Raw genomic sequence first — 16,149 nt, 5'->3', positions numbered from 1 at the left:
GTCGGAGCTGAAAAGTACAATCCGCGGCTTAGCCAGCGGCGCTTTGTTCATGACTCTCAATAGACGTCGCGGCGGTAGCGGCCTTGCTCCGCCATGCTTTCCAGCACATCTTCACCCAGAATCCCGCTCAGCGCCTGCGCCACACCACCCGCCATGCCCTCCAGACTGCCGCAGACGTAGATAGCGGCGCCATCGTCGACCCACTGCAGCAGCAGATGGGCAGCTTCGCGCAGACGGTCTTGCACATAGATGCGCTGTGCCTGATCACGCGAAAAAGCCAGATCCAGACGCTCCAGCATGCCTTGGGCTTGCCACCCCTCGATTTCCGTACGATGGAAGAAATCATGTTGCACGGAACGTTCACCGAATAGCAGCCAGTTGCGGCGACGGCCCAAAGCGATACGTGCCTTCATGTGCGCGCGCAAACCTGCAAGACCAGTGCCGTTGCCGATCAGGATCAGCGGGCAATCGTCGGCCGGAGGATGAAAACTGCGATTCGGCCGTACGCGCAAATCGAGTTCGCCCCGCTCGGCCAGATGCGCCGTGAGCCAGCCGGATCCCAATCCAAGGTGGCCGTCCGGCAGCAGCGTCTGGCGCACCAGCAATTCCAACTGACCATCCTGAGGGAGAGAAGCGATCGAGTATTCGCGATGCGGCAGCGGCTTGAGACTGTCCGCCAGAGCTTGCGCCGTCATCCCCTGCAACGAGGCCAGTTCCTTCGCATCATGCGGCAACAGGCTGCGTGCAAGGACATCGCCCAACGCTTCGCCATACGCGGGCGCGCTGCCATCCAGTTTCAAGGTATCCAGCAAGGCGCGCACTCTGGCAGGATCGTTGCGTGGGCCGATTTCGGCGATATCGCCGGCTTGCCATGACAGTGACTGTTGTACATCGACTGGCTTGAAAGACAAATGAAAAGCCGCACCGCCTGCACTACCGGGATTGAGCAGGCGTCGCTCGGACAAGGTCCAACGCTCGTAGCCGGGCGCGCTCCAGTCGGCCATATCGTTATGTCCACTCAGCACGCCAAGGTGATGCTGCCAGTGACGTAATGCACCCGTATCGCCGTTGTCCACTTCGACCATATCGAACATGGCCTGCGCGCCGTGGTGGCGTAGCCAGGTGTCGAGCGCGTGGCCGAATGCGCAGTACTGCATATAGCTGCGGTCACCGAGAGCCAGCATGCCGTAGTGCAAATCCGGCAGCGTCGCCGCCTGCCCCATGACCTTCCGCGCAAACCCTGCCGCACTGTCGGGAGCGTCGCCTTCACCCGTGGTGCTGACCACGAACAACACGCGCCGCGCCGCTTGCAATTGCGCCAGATCCAGTTGCGCGAGGCTGCAGGCGCGAACCTGCATGCCGGCGTCTTTCAAGGCTTGTGCAGTCTGTTGTGCGATTTGCTCGGCAAAGCCAGTCTGACTGGCGAAGGCGATCAATACCTCTTTTGACGCCTCACCTGACCGGCTTGCGTCACTGTTCTGCCACGCCAACGCCGCCTGCTGCTTGCGGCGATGACCGACGAAAATGACGAAACAGAACACCATGTAGAACAGCAGCACCAACGCGGCCACGAACAAGCGTCCGGCGGCTCCGTCTAGCAATGGTAATTGACCAATGGCCACCGTCGCGCAGATGGCACAAGCCAAACCGACCAGCCCGGGGCCGGGTATGAATTGTGTGAATTGCGTGCGTACAGGTTTGCTCATCCCAGCATCGCCTGCATCGCTGGGGTAAGGCGTTCGCGGAAGCCATTGCCATCGCGGCTGATGAATAACGCCGCCAGGCCGTTATTCAGCGCCAACGTGAGTCCTTCTTCATCGCCGAGCACCATCAATGCCGTGGCCCAGGCATCGGCGGTCATGCAATCGGCATGCAGCACGGCGACGGATGCCAGCGCGTGGACAACGGGCTGCGCCGACCGCGGATCGATAGTGTGCGAGTAGCGGCGATCGCCGTCTTCAAAGTAGCGCCGATAGTCGCCGGAAGTTGCCAGCGCCACGCCATGCAGCGCCGCGATGCTCTGCACCTGTTCATGTGTATCGGATGTCGCGGGAGGATGTTCCATACCGACCCACCACGGTTGACCGTCGGCCTTGATGCCGTGCCCATACAACTCTCCACCGACCTCCACCAGATAGCTAACTACGCCGATGCTGCGCAAATAAGCGGCAACCAGATCGACGCCGTAGCCTTTGGCGATGGAAGAAAAATCCAGATACAGGCCACCCGGTTGCAACAAGGCATGACGGGCGCGATCGATGCGAATGCGCTGCCAGCCACATCGTTGACGTTCGCGTGCGATGGCCGCGTCGTCCGGCCGATCCGCGCGCTTGGGATCGGGGCCGAAGCCCCACAGATTGACCAGCGGGCCGACACTCGGGTCATACGCCCCGCCACTGCGTTCGGCGACCGCAAGCGCGCAATCGAGCACCTTCATAAAATGCTCAGGCAACACATGCCAGCTATCGGCAGCAGCTTGGTTGTAGCGGCTCAGGTCGGAGTCGGCACTCCAGGTACTCATCTGCGCCACGACCAGATCGAGTTGCCGTTGTATGCCTTCCTGTATCACCTCCAGGCTGCGGCCTGCCGGCCGGATCAGCCGGATCGACCAAGACGTCCCCATCGTCAGCCCGGACAGGCTGTCGACAACGGCATCGGCCGGAACGGGATCAGGTTGAGCAAGGGTCAGCGGGATAAAGACGCGATTCATGACGGCACAAACAATTTTTCCGGATAGAGATCAAGGGAACAAAAGATGGCCGTCGAATGACAGCCTGTAAAAACGGCGTTCGCCGCCGGTACGGCGAACGCCTGATACACCTGCAACGACAAGTTATCCGACTGATTTTCCGGACAAGCTTCCATGCGGAAATACACCTCAGAACAAGTTCTTAAGGTGCCAATACTTCCAGCGTAGCGGTGTAATTGGCGCGACGATCAGTGGCCGGTTTCAGGTTTGGCTTGTTGTCTTTGACCGTCGCTTCCATCCAGTACATGCCAGCCGAAGGCCAGGTCACGCTGAACTTGCCGTCAGCATCAGTCGTCGGCGTCATTTCATTGAGCTTGTCGCGATAGCGCGTGCCACCCGGCACCACGGTCACCTTGACGTTGGCGGCAGGCTTGCCGTCGAGCAGCATGCGGAAGCTCGCCGTCTCACCGGCGATCAGATCCGTCGGATGCGTGATCGCCTGCAGCTCCAGACCTGAGCCGCTTGTTTCCAACACTTTTTTGGATGGTTTGCCAGCGGTGACGAAGGTCTCAATGCGGCCTTGCATCTGCGTGATTTGCAGATCCTTGGCATCGGACGGAATTTCCTTTGCCAGCGTCTCGGCGGTACCGCGCCAGCGTTTGGTCTGGCCGGCGGCATCCTTGTAGCTGCCGAATAATCCCATGCTGATGACGGCGATCTTGTAGGTGCCGCTTTGCGTCAGATGCACGTCGAAACTGGTGCGAAATTTTCCGGTGTAGGCATTCTCCGGCTTGACAAACGTACCGTCCGGCGCAGTCACTTGCAAGCCATCCAGTTTCAGCGCAAAACTTTCAAAAAAGAACAGGTCGTTGGACACGGCAGCATCGACCGTGACCCAGGGATCATTGCCCGACAGGACTGTCGATGCCGGCAACAGCCAGGTGCGATGGGCGTTGGCCGACAGCGGCAAGCCAATCGCCAGGGTCATCGCCAGCGCAGCGATTTTGAATGAGCGTTTCATGTCGTTCCTTCCGATTACGGTTTGAAGTCCAGCGTGATGGCGCCAAGTTCGGATTCGCCCTTGCCCTTGGCGCTTTGCCCGGCCTTAGGTGGCCATTGCAGCGGTACCTTGACCACTTCGCGACCGCCCACTTCACGCGCCGCTTCGACCATCAGGATGTAGTCGCCGGCAGGCAATTGCGCCAATGGGCCTTTGTCGCTGCTGAACGTCAGTTGTTGATCGCCCGCAGGACGCGTCGCACCGCTCACGCCATCGACAGGCATATGCACGTCGCGACCGGCACGGCGCCACCATTGACGCAAATCCTTGAGCCACTTCTCACCTTCCTTGTCTTTCTTCTTGGCGTCGTACCAGACTGCGAGCGTCGCCGCGACGCTTTGATCGGGACGCTCAAGCCACACAGCAACATAAGGACGGTGATATTCGGCCACGTTCAATCGCGGGATTTCGACTTTGACATTCATCTCTGCCGCAACCACCGGCAATGAAACCACGCCCATCAGGGCAGCCGACAACGTTGTCGGCAACAGACCAGGAACCAGCACGCGCATATGAATCAACCTCGCTTGTGAAGAGAAAAGAAGAGAAAAACCAAAAAAATCAGTGGATGAAAATGATCGCCAGCAACAGCGGCACCACCAGTCCGAACCCCACCAGCGGCCAGGTCACCGGACGATTACCGGCATGCAGTTGCAGCAGGAACATCCCCGTGATGCAGAACACCAGGCACGCCACCGCAAAGATGTCGATGAACCAGCTCCACGCCGCGCCGGTATTGCGGCCTTTGTGCAAATCGTTGAAATAGGAAACCCAGCCGCGATCGGTTTTTTCATATTCGACCTTGCCGTTGCCGAGGTCGACGCGCAACCAGGCATCGCCACCCGGACGCGGAAGCGAGACGTACAGCTCATCGGCCGACCATTCGCCGGTTTGCTGGTCGACGGCAACCGACAATTGCTTGTCGAGCCAGGTCTTCAGCGCCTTCGGCAAGGCATCCTTGTCCTTGTGTTCTTCTGCAGTCAGTTGCACCAGCAAGTCCTTGGGCAACTGCGCCTGCTTGCTCGTCACCTGCGGATGCGCCTCGATTTGCGCAGAATGATTCAGCGTCAGACCGGTTGCCGCGAACAGCAGCATGGCGATCAGGCAGATAGCCGAACTGATCCAATGCCACTGATGCAAATGCTTGAGCCAAAACGAACGGCGTTGCTGTTTTGGCATGTTTGCGGCGACGGCAGCTTCCCTCATGTTCCACTGATGATGGCCTTGAAGGGCCAATCTAAATAATAATAATTCTCAATTATAACTTCGACAGAAGGAAAAAATGCAGCCTTTCTTCAGGATTTACTTTGCGATACATAAGGCTGCAAGACGATACAGAAGCGCGCTCTCCCCCAACTGCGGCAGAATTTTTGACATTGAATAACATGATGAAAATGACAATTCATGAAACTTGGCTGCAAAAAAATCGCCGCAGCAAATGCCCGGCGATTCTGTTTCATCCATGAAATACGACCCAGGCTGCTGGCAGCTCAGGTCAGACCACCTCAGCGCAGCAGCTCATACGGGCCACCCCGCTCCAGCGCGCGCTGATAGGCTGGACGTCCATGGATGGCTTCGAGATATTTCAGCAGATTCGGATAGTGTCCATCGAGACCACCACGCGAGCGCGCGCCTTCGACCGGAAAGCTCATCTGAATGTCGGCCGCCGAGAAGGTATTGCCGGCAAACCAGGTGCTTTTGGACAGTTCGCCTTCCAGATATTGCAGATGCCGCTTGAGCTGCGGATCGACCATGCGACCCAGCACGCCATTGCAAATCAGGCGCGCGACCGGCCGGATCAGGCCCGGCACCGATTTTGGCAGACGGCTGAAGATCAACTTCATCAGCAACAGCGGCATCGCCGAACCTTCGGCATAGTGCAGCCAGTATCGATAGCGCAGGCGCTCCGGGGTGCCAGGCTCAGGGATGAATTTGCCGTTGCCGTAGCGTTCGACCAGATATTCGACAATCGCACCGGACTCGGCAATCGTCAGGTCGCCGTCGGTAATTACCGGCGATTTACCCAGCGGATGGACGTCGCGCAGCGACTGCGGGGCCAGCATGGTCTTGGGGTCGCGCTGATAAAACTTGATGTCGTACTCAAGCCCCAGTTCTTCCAGCAGCCATAGCACGCGTTGCGAGCGGGAGTTGTTCAGATGATGGACAGTGATCATGTATTGCGCCTTTCTGTAGAATGCGTAGCAGCGCTACTCTAACAGCAGAATAAAGCAGAACAATAAAGTATGGCCCGTACAACCTCTACGCCCCAAGTCCCACTCTACAAAAAATTCGCCGATGAACTGGCGGCGTCCATTCACGCCGGTGTTCTGCAGCCGGGCGAACGCGTGACATCAGTGCGTGCCGCCAGCCAGCAGCACAACGTCAGCGTCACCACGGTCGTACGTGCCTACGAGCTGCTCGAAAGCCGCGGCATCATCGAGAGTCATCCACAATCGGGTTATTTCGTGCGCAAGACGGTTGCCTCGGCGTCCGCGTCCGCAGCCGGCAAGCTGCTGCCGCCCACGCATCCGGCCACCCAGCAGTCGCATGAGGTCGATGTCAGCCGGCTGGTGCTGGCCACGCTGAAGACCATCCAGCAAGACGGCACCATTCCGCTCGGCTCGCCCTATCCGAACCCCGCACTCTTCCCTTCGCAGCGCATCGGTCAGTACGCCAGCCGTATCACGCGCAACAGCGACAGCTTCAGCGTCTTCAACGATCTGCCGCCGGGCCACCCTGACCTGCTGCGCCAGATCGCGCGCCGCTATCTGGAAACCGGCCTCAACGTCGGTCCCGAGGACATCATTATCACTGTCGGTGCGACCGAAGCGATCAATCTCTGCCTGCAAGCCGTGGCCCAGCCCGGCGACACGATCGCGGTGGAGACGCCGACCTTCTATGCCATGCTGCATGCGATCGAACGCATGGGCATGCGCGCCGTCGAGATCCCCACTGATCCGCTGACCGGCATGGATATCGATGCGCTCGAAGCCTTGCTGCAAACCCAGAAGATCGCCGCCTGCATGGTGATGCCGAACTTCCAGAATCCGCTCGGCTCGATGATGCCGGACGCGCACAAGCAGCGACTGGTCGATCTGGCCCATCAATACGATATGCCATTGATCGAGGATGCGGTCTACAGTGAACTGTTCTACGGCGCTGCGCATCCGACCTCGCTCAAGACTTACGACCGCGACGGTCTGGTGCTGCACTGCTCGTCCTTCTCCAAGAGCCTGACCTCGGCGTATCGCGTGGGCTGGGCAATTCCGGGCCGTTACCGCTCTCAGGTGGAGAAGCTGAAATTCCTCAACACACTGGCAACGCCGACGATTCCACAACGCGCGATTGCCGAGTACCTGACGCAAGGCGGCTTCGAACGCCATCTGCGCCGGGTGCGGCGCGGCCTGCTGCAGCAGCGCGATCTGATGCGGCATTTCGTATTGCGATTTTTTCCTGAAGGGACGCGCGTGTCGGAACCGGCGGGCGGTTACATCCTGTGGATCGAACTGCCGCCGCGCGTAGATGCGATGGAGTTGTATCGGCGCTGTCTGGTGCTTGGCATTACGATCGCACCGGGACGCATTTTTGCGGCGACCAATCGCTACAGCCATTACATCCGGCTGAACTACAGCTATACGTGGTCGAAAGAGATTGAAAAAGCCTTGAAGACGATCGCCAAAATCGTCGCCGAACTGAGCTGAAACTTCTCAGCTCAGTTCAGCCATGCAGCTTGAGCCCGGCCACCGTCAGGATCGCGTTGCCAGTACCGTCGTCGTTGACCACGACGATGGCAATCCCCGCCTCTTCCAGCGCCGTCAAAAACCGTCTTAAAGTACTCATGCGCAGTTCGGTGCGCTTGGACAGACGCGCCAGCGACAGCGGCGCCTGACTGCGCTGATACTCCTGGTACAGCGCATCCAGGATGCGGACCAGTTCCGGGGGAAGCAGATCCTGCAACGAATCTTGTGCGTCGTCCATGCAGATGCCCTCGGTTACGCTCTTAAGCAGCCTTCGCGTGCTGTACAGCAGCGCGATGCAGCAGCACAGGAATCGATTTCGACGTTGGCGTGCGTGCCTGATCGGCAAAGCTTTCCAGCGGCACCAGCGGGTTGGTCTCGGGATAGTAGCTGCCGATGCAACCACGCGGGATGTCATATTCCACCAGCAGGAAACCGTCGGCACGGCGTTCGATGCCGTCATCCCAGACGCTGACAACGTCAACCCATTCGCCGTCCTTCAGACCCAGCACATCCAGATCCTGCTTGTTGATGAAAATCACGCGACGCTGGCCGAACACGCCGCGATAACGGTCATCCATGCCGTAGATGGTGGTGTTGTACTGATCGTGCGAACGCGTGGTCATGAGCGTCATCAGCTTCTCGCCGTACATCTTGCGTGCACGATGGATAGGCGTATCCAGCGGAATCGCGTTGACCACGAAATTGGCCTTGCCGGTGCTGGTCTTCCAGACGCGCTCACGCGAGGCGACGCCCAGATGGAAGCCGCCCGGGTTGGCGATGCGCTGGTTGTAATCCTTGAAGGAGTCGTAGACCTTTTCGATGGCGTTGCGGATGCGCGAATAGTCTTCGGCGTACCAGAGCCAGTCGATCCTCTTGCCGTTGTTGCGATGCTTCATTGTGGCTTCGGCAATGTGCGCGACGATGGCGGTTTCCGACATGCAGTTTTCCGATGCCGGTTTGTTGATGCCATAGGAAACGTGCACCATGCTCATCGAATCTTCCACCGTCACGCCTTGCGCGCCGCTGGCTTGCATGTCGATCTCGGTACGGCCCAGCGTCGGCAGGATCAGCGCGTCCTTGCCGTGTACCAGATGGCTGCGGTTGAGCTTGGTCGTGATGTGGACAGTCAGGTTGCACGAACGCATGGCGTCAAACGTGCGCGGCGTATCCGGTGTGGCCATGGCAAAGTTGCCTCCCAGGCCGATGAATACCTTGGTACGGCCTTCCAGCATCGCCATCACGGAGCCGACGGTGTCATTGCCGTGGTGACGCGGTGCCTTGAATTCGAATACCTGTTCCAGACGATCAAGGAAAGCGTCAGTCGGCTTTTCATCGATGCCGACCGTACGGTCACCCTGCACGTTGGAGTGGCCGCGCACCGGGCACAGGCCAGCGCCCGGACGGCCGATATTACCGCGCAGCATCATCATATTGGACAGCAACTGAATCGTGCCGACCGCATGCTTGTGCTGCGTCAGGCCCATGCCCCAGGTGGCGATGACGGCTTTGCCCTTGACGTAGACTTGCGCCAGCTTTTCGATATTTTCGCGCGACACGCCCGACTCGCCGATGATGTCAGTCCAGCTTTCAGCGCGCGCATCTGCGGCAAAAGCGTCAAAACCGGAGGTATGTTCTTCGATGAATTTCACATCGAGAACGCGCTCGGTACCCTTCAGCAAGGCTTCGTCGTCCAGTTCGATAGTGCGCTTGATGACGCCCTTGATCAGCGCCAGATCGCCGCCCAGCGTCGGGTGAATGAACATCGAGCTGATCTGGGTACTGCCCATGGTCAGCATCTCGATTTTGCTTTGCGGATCTGCGAAACGCTCCAGACCACGCTCCTTGAGCGGGTTGATGGCGACAATGGCAACGCCGCGCTTAGAGGCCTCACGCAACTCACCCATCATGCGCGGGTGGTTCGTGGCCGGATTTTGACCGAACAGCAACAAGGTGTCGCACAGGTCGAAGTCATCCAGCAACACGGTGCCCTTGCCCACGCCGACGGTAACCGGCAGGCCGACGCTGGTCGGCTCGTGGCACATGTTGGAACAGTCCGGGAAATTGTTGGTGCCGTATTGGCGGACAAACAACTGGAACAGGAAGGCGGCTTCGTTGCTGGCGCGGCCGGAGACGTAGAAGTCAGCCATGTTCGGGTCAGGCAGCGCATTGAGATGGCGGCCGATCAGATCGAAAGCCTGATCCCAGGCGATCGGCACGTATTTGTCGCTGACGGCGTCGTAGACCATCGGTGCAGTCAGGCGGCCATGATCTTCCAGCTCGTAATCAGACTGCTCCATCAACTCGGCAACAGTGTGTTGCGCGAAGAAATCGTTGGTCACGCGCTTCTTGGTGGCTTCCGCCGCCACCGCCTTGACGCCGTTTTCGCAGAATTCAAAGGTGGAGGTATGCTCGCGGTCCGGCCAGGCGCAGCCGGGGCAGTCGAAGCCATCCGGCTGGTTTTGCGACAGCAGCGTACGCAAGCCCTTGCCGTCAGCCACGTGCTCCTTGACCAGATTCAGCGCCACGTACTTGAGCGCGCCCCAACCGCCTGCGGGGTTGTTATAGGTCTCGATCTTTGCCTTGCCTGCCTTCGCCATTTTTGCTCCACCAATACAATTTCAGATGATAGGGAGTCTACCTGCTGCCGGTAGTCGTGGCGTACACAGTCAAGCAGCTAAAAAAGGAGTACAGCGGAGAAATATTGCATCTTTAAACGCCCTGTCGTCCCAGCGAACGCTGGGACCCAGTGTCGTGAATACGGTCGATACGACGCTGGATCCTGACTTTCGTCAGGACGACAGGTAAAGTGCAGCAAGCCATCCTCAAAGTAACAGGTCGTCGCGGATACAGGCTCTCCAACGACCGGGAGATACTTCCCTCAGCTCTGGCACCGTTGCGGCACAAGCTTCCTGCGCGTACGGGCAGCGCGTACGGAATACGCATCCCGACGGTGGATTGGCCGGGCTGGGCAAGTCACCCTGCAAGGTGCGGCGATTCTTGGCTTGCTCCCGCGCATCCGACTCCGGCTTGGGCGAAGCCGCCAGCAAGGCCTGCGAATACGGATGCAAGGGCTTTTCGAACAAGGCTGACGCCGGCGCGATCTCCATGACTTTGCCCAGATACAGCACCACCACGCGGTCGCAGATGTATTCGACCACGTCCAGATCATGTGAAATGAACAACATCGCTAGATTAAAGCGCTGACGCAGATCCTGCAGCAGATTGATCACCTGCGCCTGAATCGATACATCCAGCGCCGACACCGGCTCGTCAGCGACGATGAAACGCGGCTCCACCGCCAACGCGCGGGCGATGCCGATACGCTGGCGCTGACCACCGGAAAACTCATGCGGATAGCGCACACCGTGTTCGGCGCGCAGCCCCACCAGTTGCAGCAGCTCGGCAATGCGCGTGGCACGCGCTTCACCGCGATGCAGGCCATGCGTATCGAGCGCTTCGCCGATGATGTCGCGTACGCGCTGACGCGGGTTCAGGCTGGCATACGGATCCTGAAAGATGATCTGCATCTCGCGGCGCAAAGCGCGCATGCGCGAAGCCGACAGGTTGGAGATGTCTTCGCCCTGATAACGGATCTCGCCGCCGCTGCTTTCCATCAGGCGCAGCAAGGTACGGCCGACGGTGCTCTTGCCCGAGCCGGATTCGCCGACCAGGCCAAGCACTTCACCCGGCATGATGGAAAAACTGACGTCGTCGACGGCGCGGATAGGCGCGTCTTTTTGCTTGCCGCTGAAGTATTTCTTCAGATGGCGCACTTCGACCAGCGGTGTGATGTTGGTGCCGTTCGTATTCATCGTGCTCATGCCGACTTCCTCAAAATACAGCGGACATTGTGACCGTCATTACCCAGCGTCAGCGATGGCATGGCGACACGGCAGGCATCCGAGGCATGGCTGCAACGCGGTTCAAAAGCGCAGCCCGGCGGTGGCGCCAGCGGACTGGCAACCTGACCGGGAATCGCCGCCAGACGAGGACGCTCACCGGCGACCGCGTGATTCTTGCTGCGCCCCGGCAGGCAATTGAGCAGACCGGCTGTGTAAGGATGCTGCGGGTTGTCAAAAATCTGCGGCACGCTGCCCTGCTCCACCATGCGACCGGCGTACATCACGGCGACGCGGTCGGCGATCTCTGCCACCACGCCGAGGTTGTGGGTGATGAACAAAATGCCGGTGCCGGTTTCGCGCTGCAGTTTTTGCAGCAGCGCCAGAATCTGCGCCTGAATCGTCACGTCCAGTGCCGTGGTCGGCTCATCGGCAATCAGCAGCGATGGATTGCACGACAAGGCCAGGGCGATCATCACGCGTTGGCGCATGCCGCCCGACAACTGATGCGGATACTCGTACAAGCGGCGTGCGGCAGCGGGAATCTCGACCAGCTCCAGCATGCGCTGCGCATGGATCATCGCGTCTTTGTGGCTCTTGCCCAGATGCAGGCGCACACTTTCAGCAATCTGGTCGCCTAGCGTGAAGACCGGATTCAGACTGGTCATCGGCTCCTGAAACACCATCGCGATTTCATTGCCGCGCAACTGGCGCAGGCTGCGTTGCGGCAGGCGCGTCAGGTCGACCGTTTCGCCATCGCGGCGCTTGAAGCGGATGCTGCCGCCAACCACACGGCCGGCATCGGCCGGGATCAAACCCATGATAGATAAACTGGTCACCGACTTGCCGGAACCCGACTCGCCGACTACCGCCAGCGTCTCACCGGCGTTGACGGTGAAGCTCACGCCGTCAACCGACTTTACGGTGCCTTGCTCAGTGAAAAAATGTGTCTGCAGGTTATCGACTTCCAGCAGCGGCGTCCCTTGTTGGACTCTCTGTTCTTGCATGATCTGTACTCTCTTTGCTGGAGGAATTAGAGGCTCTTGCGCAGGCGCGGATCGAGCATGTCGCGCAGGCCGTCGCCGACCATCTGCAGCGACAAGGCCGACAGCACGATGGCGATACCGGGGAACACCACCAGCCAGATCGCCTGCTCGGCATAGGCCTGCCCGGAAGAAATCATCGTGCCCCAGGTCGGCAGCTCAGGCGGCACACCGACGCCGAGGAAAGACAAGCCTGCTTCCGCCAGAATCGCGTAGGCGAAAATAAAAGTACCCTGCACCAGAATCGGCGACAGGATATTGCCCAGCACGTGGAAGAACACAATGCGCACCGTCGACACGCCGAGCGCACGCGCCGCTTCCACAAACAACAGCTCGCGCACCACCAGCGTCGAGGCCCGTACGATACGCGCTACACGGGGCGTATAGACAATCGCCAGCGCCAGCACCACATTGATCAGGGACGAGCCGAGAATCGCCACCAGCGCAATCGCCAGCAAGATGTCGGGGAACGACATCATGGCGTCCACCACACGCATGATGGGTGCATCCATGCGCTTGAAGAAACCGGCGCACAAACCCATCAGCACACCGGCCACCAACGAGATCACCACCACCAGCGCGCCGATGGTCAACGAATAACGGCCGCCGGTCAGCACGCGCGTGAAAATGTCACGGCCGAATTCATCGGTGCCGAACCAATGCGACGCCGACGGCGGTTGCAGCCGCGCCATGATGTCCAGCGCGGAGGAATCGTAAGGAGAAGTCAACGGCACCACGACAGCCAGCACGGCCAGCAGCACCAGGCTGATGACGCCGAACATGACCAGCTTGCGCCGCATGAATTTGGAAAGAAAAGCAAACATGGGAAATCCTGTGATTCTGTTCAAGAGCCGGATCAATACCGGACGCGCGGATCGATCAGCGTGTAGAGCAAATCGATCGCCAGATTGATCAGCACATAGATCACGGCAATCGCCAGCAAGGCACCCTGAATCACCGGATAATCGCGCCGCTGCACTGCCGACACCACCAGATTGCCGACGCCCGGCAAGCCGAACACCGTCTCGGTCACCACCGCGCCGCCAATCATCAGCGCTGCCGTCAGACCAATCACGGTCACCACCGGAATCAAGGCATTGCGCAAGGCGTGACGCAAAATCACGCGGCGCTCGTTCAACCCTTTGGCGCGTGCGGTACGGACGTAGTCATCGGACAGCACGTCGAGCATGGAAGCGCGCGTGAAGCGGATGATCAACGCGGAGTTAAGCACGCCCAGCACCACCGCCGGCAGCAGCAAGTGATGCAGACGATCCCACAGCGGCGCACCTGGATCGCCATAACCCGCCACCGGAAACCAGCCCATCTTGACCGCAAAGAGCTGCATCAGAATCAGGCCAAACCAGAAGCTCGGGATACTGGCACCCAGCATCGCGATACCGGTGAATACCTGATCCACCACGCGCCCGCGCCACACAGCGGAAACGATGCCGCAGGGAATGCCGATCAGACAGGCCAGCGCCACCGCAAAAATCGTCAGAAAGAAAGTCGGCTCGGCACGCGAAGCCAGCGCTTCGGTCACCGGCATCTGTAAGAAAATGGACTGACCGAGATTGCCCTGCGCCAGCTCCTTGAGCCAGAAGCCGAATTGCACCAGCATCGGCTTGTCGAGGCCGTATTGGGCGCGCAGTTTGGCGATGTCGGCCACAGTGGCCTGGTCGCCCAGCATGATCGCAGCCGGATCGCCCGGCGCCAGACGCGTGATGAAAAACACCAGCACGGCGACGATCAGCATGACGATCACCATGCCGGTGAAACGTCCTGAAAGATAACGGAGCATAGACGTGGAATCAGTTAGAAAAAAGTTGCCAGCCAACCAGCTTCATCAAAAATGAAAACGTTTGAATTCAAATTGCAGCAAGTCGATCTGGAATATCACTGTAACGACATCGCCGGGTGAAGGCACGAGATCTGATACAACATCTCCCCTATTCTTGTCGTCCTGACGAAAGTCAGGACCCAGCGTCTTATCGACCGTTTTCAAGACACTGGGTCCCAGCCTTCGCTGGGACGACAGCGATGAATGAAAATGCGTTCAGAGAGATGTCCTTTACCAGCGCATTGTTAAGCAATGCGCCGGGAAGTTGATTGATCAGTTAATTAATCAATCAGCCAGCTTGGTGTTCCAGAAATATGGCCAAGGCATCGGTGTGTAACCTTGCAGCTTGGACGATTTCGCGGTCAGGCTGTTGAAGCTGCCCAGGCGGATATACGGCACTTCGTCGTACACCACGCTTTGCACCTTGCCCCACAACGCACCGCGATGCGCCGGATCCATCTCGTGCGAGAACACGGTGACCGAGACGTCCTTGCCGGCGCTCTTCCAGCCTCCCGGTGCGCCGTCGCTCAGTTGCGGTGGCGACAGTGTAGGCTCGGGCAGGAAAGCCGAATGGGTCATGTAGATATCCCACAGCGCCGGGTCATTGCGGCGCTGGATCAGCGTCGCCCAGTCGACCACTTGCATGTCGACCTTGAAGCCTGCCAGCTTCAGCTCTTCGCCCATCACCAATGCCATGCGGTAGTGAAATTCATACTGCTTGCTGGTCAGGATCTTGACCGGTTCGCCCTTGTAACCGGCCTTGGCGGCGAGGTCGCGGGCTTTGGCTGCATTGGCCTGGTTATACGAAGCCGTACCGTCCATGGAGTAGAACGGTGACCCCTTCGGGAAGTGATTACCCTCCACCGAGAAGAACTTCGGATCGCCGAAACCGGCGGTCATGATTTCCTTCATGTTCAGCGCTGCCTGAATCGCCTGGCGCACGCCCTGCTTTTGCAGCGGGCCTTGCACCGTGTTCAGCACCACATACGGAAAGCCGAACGGCGCAGTGATCACCGGCACGACATTCGGTTTGCCTGCCAGACGCGGCGAGGCTTCTGCCGGCAGCAGATCGGCGAACTGATACTGACCGGAGAGCGAGCCTTCAACACGGGTATTGGGATTCGGCACAGGGATGAAGCGCAGTTCAGACAGCAAAGCTTCACGCTTGCCGGCATAACCGCTGGCCGCTTCCTTGCGCGCGCTGTAGCCGTCAAAGCGGGTCAGCAACACGTATTGGTCTGGCTTGCGTTCCTTGAACTGGTAAGGGCCGGTACCGATGAAGTCCTTCAACGGGTTGACGGCGGACTCCTTCGGCATGATCGCAGCAAAACCGGACGGCAGCGCCAGGTGCGCCAACAAAGGTGCGTAGGCATTCTGCATGTTCAACACGACGGTGTAAGGACCTTTGGCGTCGAGGCTCTTGATCTCTTTCGATACCGCCTTGCCGCGTGGTGCGATATCCATCCAGCGCTTGAGCGAAGCGACGACGTCGTCGGACTTCATCTCTTTGCCGTTGTGGAATTTAACGCCCTTGCGCAGCTCAATGGTGACGGTCTTGCCGTCCGCACTCACCTTCGGCAGGCTCTCAGCCAGCATGGGCTGGATGTTCCACTTGGCGTCAAAGGTATAGAGCGGCTCATAGACGTGCTGCATGATGGTCGCAACCAGATCGGTGGTCGACGCCATCGGATCCAGTGTTTGCGGTTCGGCCACCATCGCCAGATTAGCGACGCCGCCCGGAGCGGCCTGTGCTAGTGGCGATACACTCACCGACAGCAGCACCGCCGCACTTGCCGCACATTGAAATAGCAGACGCCTGCCCTTGTTGAACGACGGTAAAAAAGATCGCACTGTCATCATCCCTCTCCTACATGCCTGCTGGGTTAAAAATCCTGGCCATGCAACGGCGATCGGACGGCTACCGGTTTTCTCAGAACTCCC

Annotated in this window: 14 protein-coding genes; 1 reads left to right on the top strand and 13 read right to left on the bottom strand. The window is 59.2% G+C overall.

Annotated features, from left to right (window positions below; genetic code table 11):
• Window positions 1-56: 56 nt before the first annotated feature.
• The 6 genes from PQR63_RS11790 to PQR63_RS11765 form a co-directional block, all read right to left on the bottom strand.
• On the bottom strand, window positions 57-1,706 hold the full coding sequence (locus PQR63_RS11790; protein ID WP_408168053.1) for a sulfite reductase subunit alpha: 1,650 nt from the start codon (window positions 1,704-1,706) through the stop codon (window positions 57-59).
• Entirely contained in the window at window positions 1,703-2,710 is a 1,008-nt protein-coding gene (locus PQR63_RS11785; RefSeq protein WP_408168052.1) for an FAD:protein FMN transferase, read from the bottom strand. The genes PQR63_RS11790 and PQR63_RS11785 overlap by 4 nt, the downstream gene beginning before the upstream one ends.
• 181 nt (window positions 2,711-2,891) lie before the next feature.
• Window positions 2,892-3,710 carry a DUF4198 domain-containing protein gene (locus tag PQR63_RS11780; RefSeq protein ID WP_408168050.1) on the bottom strand — a complete coding sequence of 273 codons (819 nt, stop codon included), beginning with the start codon at window positions 3,708-3,710 and terminating at the stop codon, window positions 2,892-2,894.
• 14 nt (window positions 3,711-3,724) lie between these two features.
• Window positions 3,725-4,261: a DUF2271 domain-containing protein gene (locus tag PQR63_RS11775; protein ID WP_408168049.1), complete on the bottom strand. Its 537-nt coding sequence runs from the start codon at window positions 4,259-4,261 to the stop codon at window positions 3,725-3,727.
• A 49-nt stretch (window positions 4,262-4,310) separates the two neighbouring features.
• Window positions 4,311-4,955, bottom strand: coding sequence for a PepSY-associated TM helix domain-containing protein (locus tag PQR63_RS11770; protein ID WP_408168048.1), 645 nt, complete (start codon window positions 4,953-4,955; stop codon window positions 4,311-4,313).
• A 299-nt stretch (window positions 4,956-5,254) separates the two neighbouring features.
• The gene (locus PQR63_RS11765; RefSeq protein ID WP_408168047.1) at window positions 5,255-5,923 is read right to left on the bottom strand and encodes a glutathione S-transferase; all 669 of its coding nucleotides are present in this window, start codon (window positions 5,921-5,923) and stop codon (window positions 5,255-5,257) included.
• A gap of 69 nt (window positions 5,924-5,992) precedes the next feature.
• On the opposite strand from PQR63_RS11765, the gene PQR63_RS11760 reads away from it, so the two are divergent.
• Window positions 5,993-7,450: an aminotransferase-like domain-containing protein gene (locus PQR63_RS11760; protein WP_408168046.1), complete on the top strand. Its 1,458-nt coding sequence runs from the start codon at window positions 5,993-5,995 to the stop codon at window positions 7,448-7,450.
• 16 nt (window positions 7,451-7,466) lie between these two features.
• Here PQR63_RS11760 and PQR63_RS11755 read toward each other — a convergent pair whose 3' ends face one another.
• The 7 genes from PQR63_RS11755 to PQR63_RS11725 form a co-directional block, all read right to left on the bottom strand.
• Complete coding sequence (locus PQR63_RS11755) at window positions 7,467-7,727, bottom strand: helix-turn-helix domain-containing protein (RefSeq protein ID WP_408168045.1); 261 nt, start codon at window positions 7,725-7,727, stop codon at window positions 7,467-7,469.
• A 22-nt stretch (window positions 7,728-7,749) separates the two neighbouring features.
• Window positions 7,750-10,086: an FdhF/YdeP family oxidoreductase gene (locus PQR63_RS11750; RefSeq protein ID WP_408168043.1), complete on the bottom strand. Its 2,337-nt coding sequence runs from the start codon at window positions 10,084-10,086 to the stop codon at window positions 7,750-7,752.
• A gap of 225 nt (window positions 10,087-10,311) precedes the next feature.
• On the bottom strand, window positions 10,312-11,310 hold the full coding sequence (locus PQR63_RS11745; protein WP_408168042.1) for an ABC transporter ATP-binding protein: 999 nt from the start codon (window positions 11,308-11,310) through the stop codon (window positions 10,312-10,314).
• On the bottom strand, window positions 11,307-12,335 hold the full coding sequence (locus PQR63_RS11740; protein ID WP_408168041.1) for an ABC transporter ATP-binding protein: 1,029 nt from the start codon (window positions 12,333-12,335) through the stop codon (window positions 11,307-11,309). Before PQR63_RS11740 ends, PQR63_RS11745 begins: the two co-directional genes overlap by 4 nt.
• 26 nt (window positions 12,336-12,361) lie before the next feature.
• On the bottom strand, window positions 12,362-13,195 hold the full coding sequence (locus PQR63_RS11735; protein WP_007882299.1) for an ABC transporter permease: 834 nt from the start codon (window positions 13,193-13,195) through the stop codon (window positions 12,362-12,364).
• A 32-nt stretch (window positions 13,196-13,227) separates the two neighbouring features.
• The gene (locus PQR63_RS11730) at window positions 13,228-14,169 is read right to left on the bottom strand and encodes an ABC transporter permease (protein WP_094564295.1); all 942 of its coding nucleotides are present in this window, start codon (window positions 14,167-14,169) and stop codon (window positions 13,228-13,230) included.
• A gap of 324 nt (window positions 14,170-14,493) precedes the next feature.
• Complete coding sequence (locus PQR63_RS11725; protein WP_408168039.1) at window positions 14,494-16,065, bottom strand: ABC transporter substrate-binding protein; 1,572 nt, start codon at window positions 16,063-16,065, stop codon at window positions 14,494-14,496.
• Window positions 16,066-16,149: the final 84 nt, after the last annotated feature.

Source organism: Herbaspirillum rhizosphaerae, from assembly GCF_046025915.1.
GTDB lineage: Bacteria > Pseudomonadota > Gammaproteobacteria > Burkholderiales > Burkholderiaceae_D > Herbaspirillum > Herbaspirillum rhizosphaerae_A.
Note: the sequence above shows the minus strand (reverse complement) of the source record. Positions and strands in the feature narration are given on the sequence as shown.

What these genes read in the sequence shown, in the direction of transcription:
- PQR63_RS11790 (WP_408168053.1), bottom strand. Translation starts at nt 1,706, where the DNA reads ATGAGCAAACCTGTACGCACGCAATTCACACAATTCATACCCGGCCCC.
- PQR63_RS11785 (WP_408168052.1), bottom strand. Translation starts at nt 2,710, where the DNA reads ATGAATCGCGTCTTTATCCCGCTGACCCTTGCTCAACCTGATCCCGTT.
- PQR63_RS11780 (WP_408168050.1), bottom strand. Translation starts at nt 3,710, where the DNA reads ATGAAACGCTCATTCAAAATCGCTGCGCTGGCGATGACCCTGGCGATT.
- PQR63_RS11775 (WP_408168049.1), bottom strand. Translation starts at nt 4,261, where the DNA reads ATGCGCGTGCTGGTTCCTGGTCTGTTGCCGACAACGTTGTCGGCTGCC.
- PQR63_RS11770 (WP_408168048.1), bottom strand. Translation starts at nt 4,955, where the DNA reads ATGAGGGAAGCTGCCGTCGCCGCAAACATGCCAAAACAGCAACGCCGT.
- PQR63_RS11765 (WP_408168047.1), bottom strand. Translation starts at nt 5,923, where the DNA reads ATGATCACTGTCCATCATCTGAACAACTCCCGCTCGCAACGCGTGCTA.
- PQR63_RS11760 (WP_408168046.1), top strand. Translation starts at nt 5,993, where the DNA reads ATGGCCCGTACAACCTCTACGCCCCAAGTCCCACTCTACAAAAAATTC.
- PQR63_RS11755 (WP_408168045.1), bottom strand. Translation starts at nt 7,727, where the DNA reads ATGGACGACGCACAAGATTCGTTGCAGGATCTGCTTCCCCCGGAACTG.
- PQR63_RS11750 (WP_408168043.1), bottom strand. Translation starts at nt 10,086, where the DNA reads ATGGCGAAGGCAGGCAAGGCAAAGATCGAGACCTATAACAACCCCGCA.
- PQR63_RS11745 (WP_408168042.1), bottom strand. Translation starts at nt 11,310, where the DNA reads ATGAGCACGATGAATACGAACGGCACCAACATCACACCGCTGGTCGAA.
- PQR63_RS11740 (WP_408168041.1), bottom strand. Translation starts at nt 12,335, where the DNA reads ATGCAAGAACAGAGAGTCCAACAAGGGACGCCGCTGCTGGAAGTCGAT.
- PQR63_RS11735 (WP_007882299.1), bottom strand. Translation starts at nt 13,195, where the DNA reads ATGTTTGCTTTTCTTTCCAAATTCATGCGGCGCAAGCTGGTCATGTTC.
- PQR63_RS11730 (WP_094564295.1), bottom strand. Translation starts at nt 14,169, where the DNA reads ATGCTCCGTTATCTTTCAGGACGTTTCACCGGCATGGTGATCGTCATG.
- PQR63_RS11725 (WP_408168039.1), bottom strand. Translation starts at nt 16,065, where the DNA reads ATGACAGTGCGATCTTTTTTACCGTCGTTCAACAAGGGCAGGCGTCTG.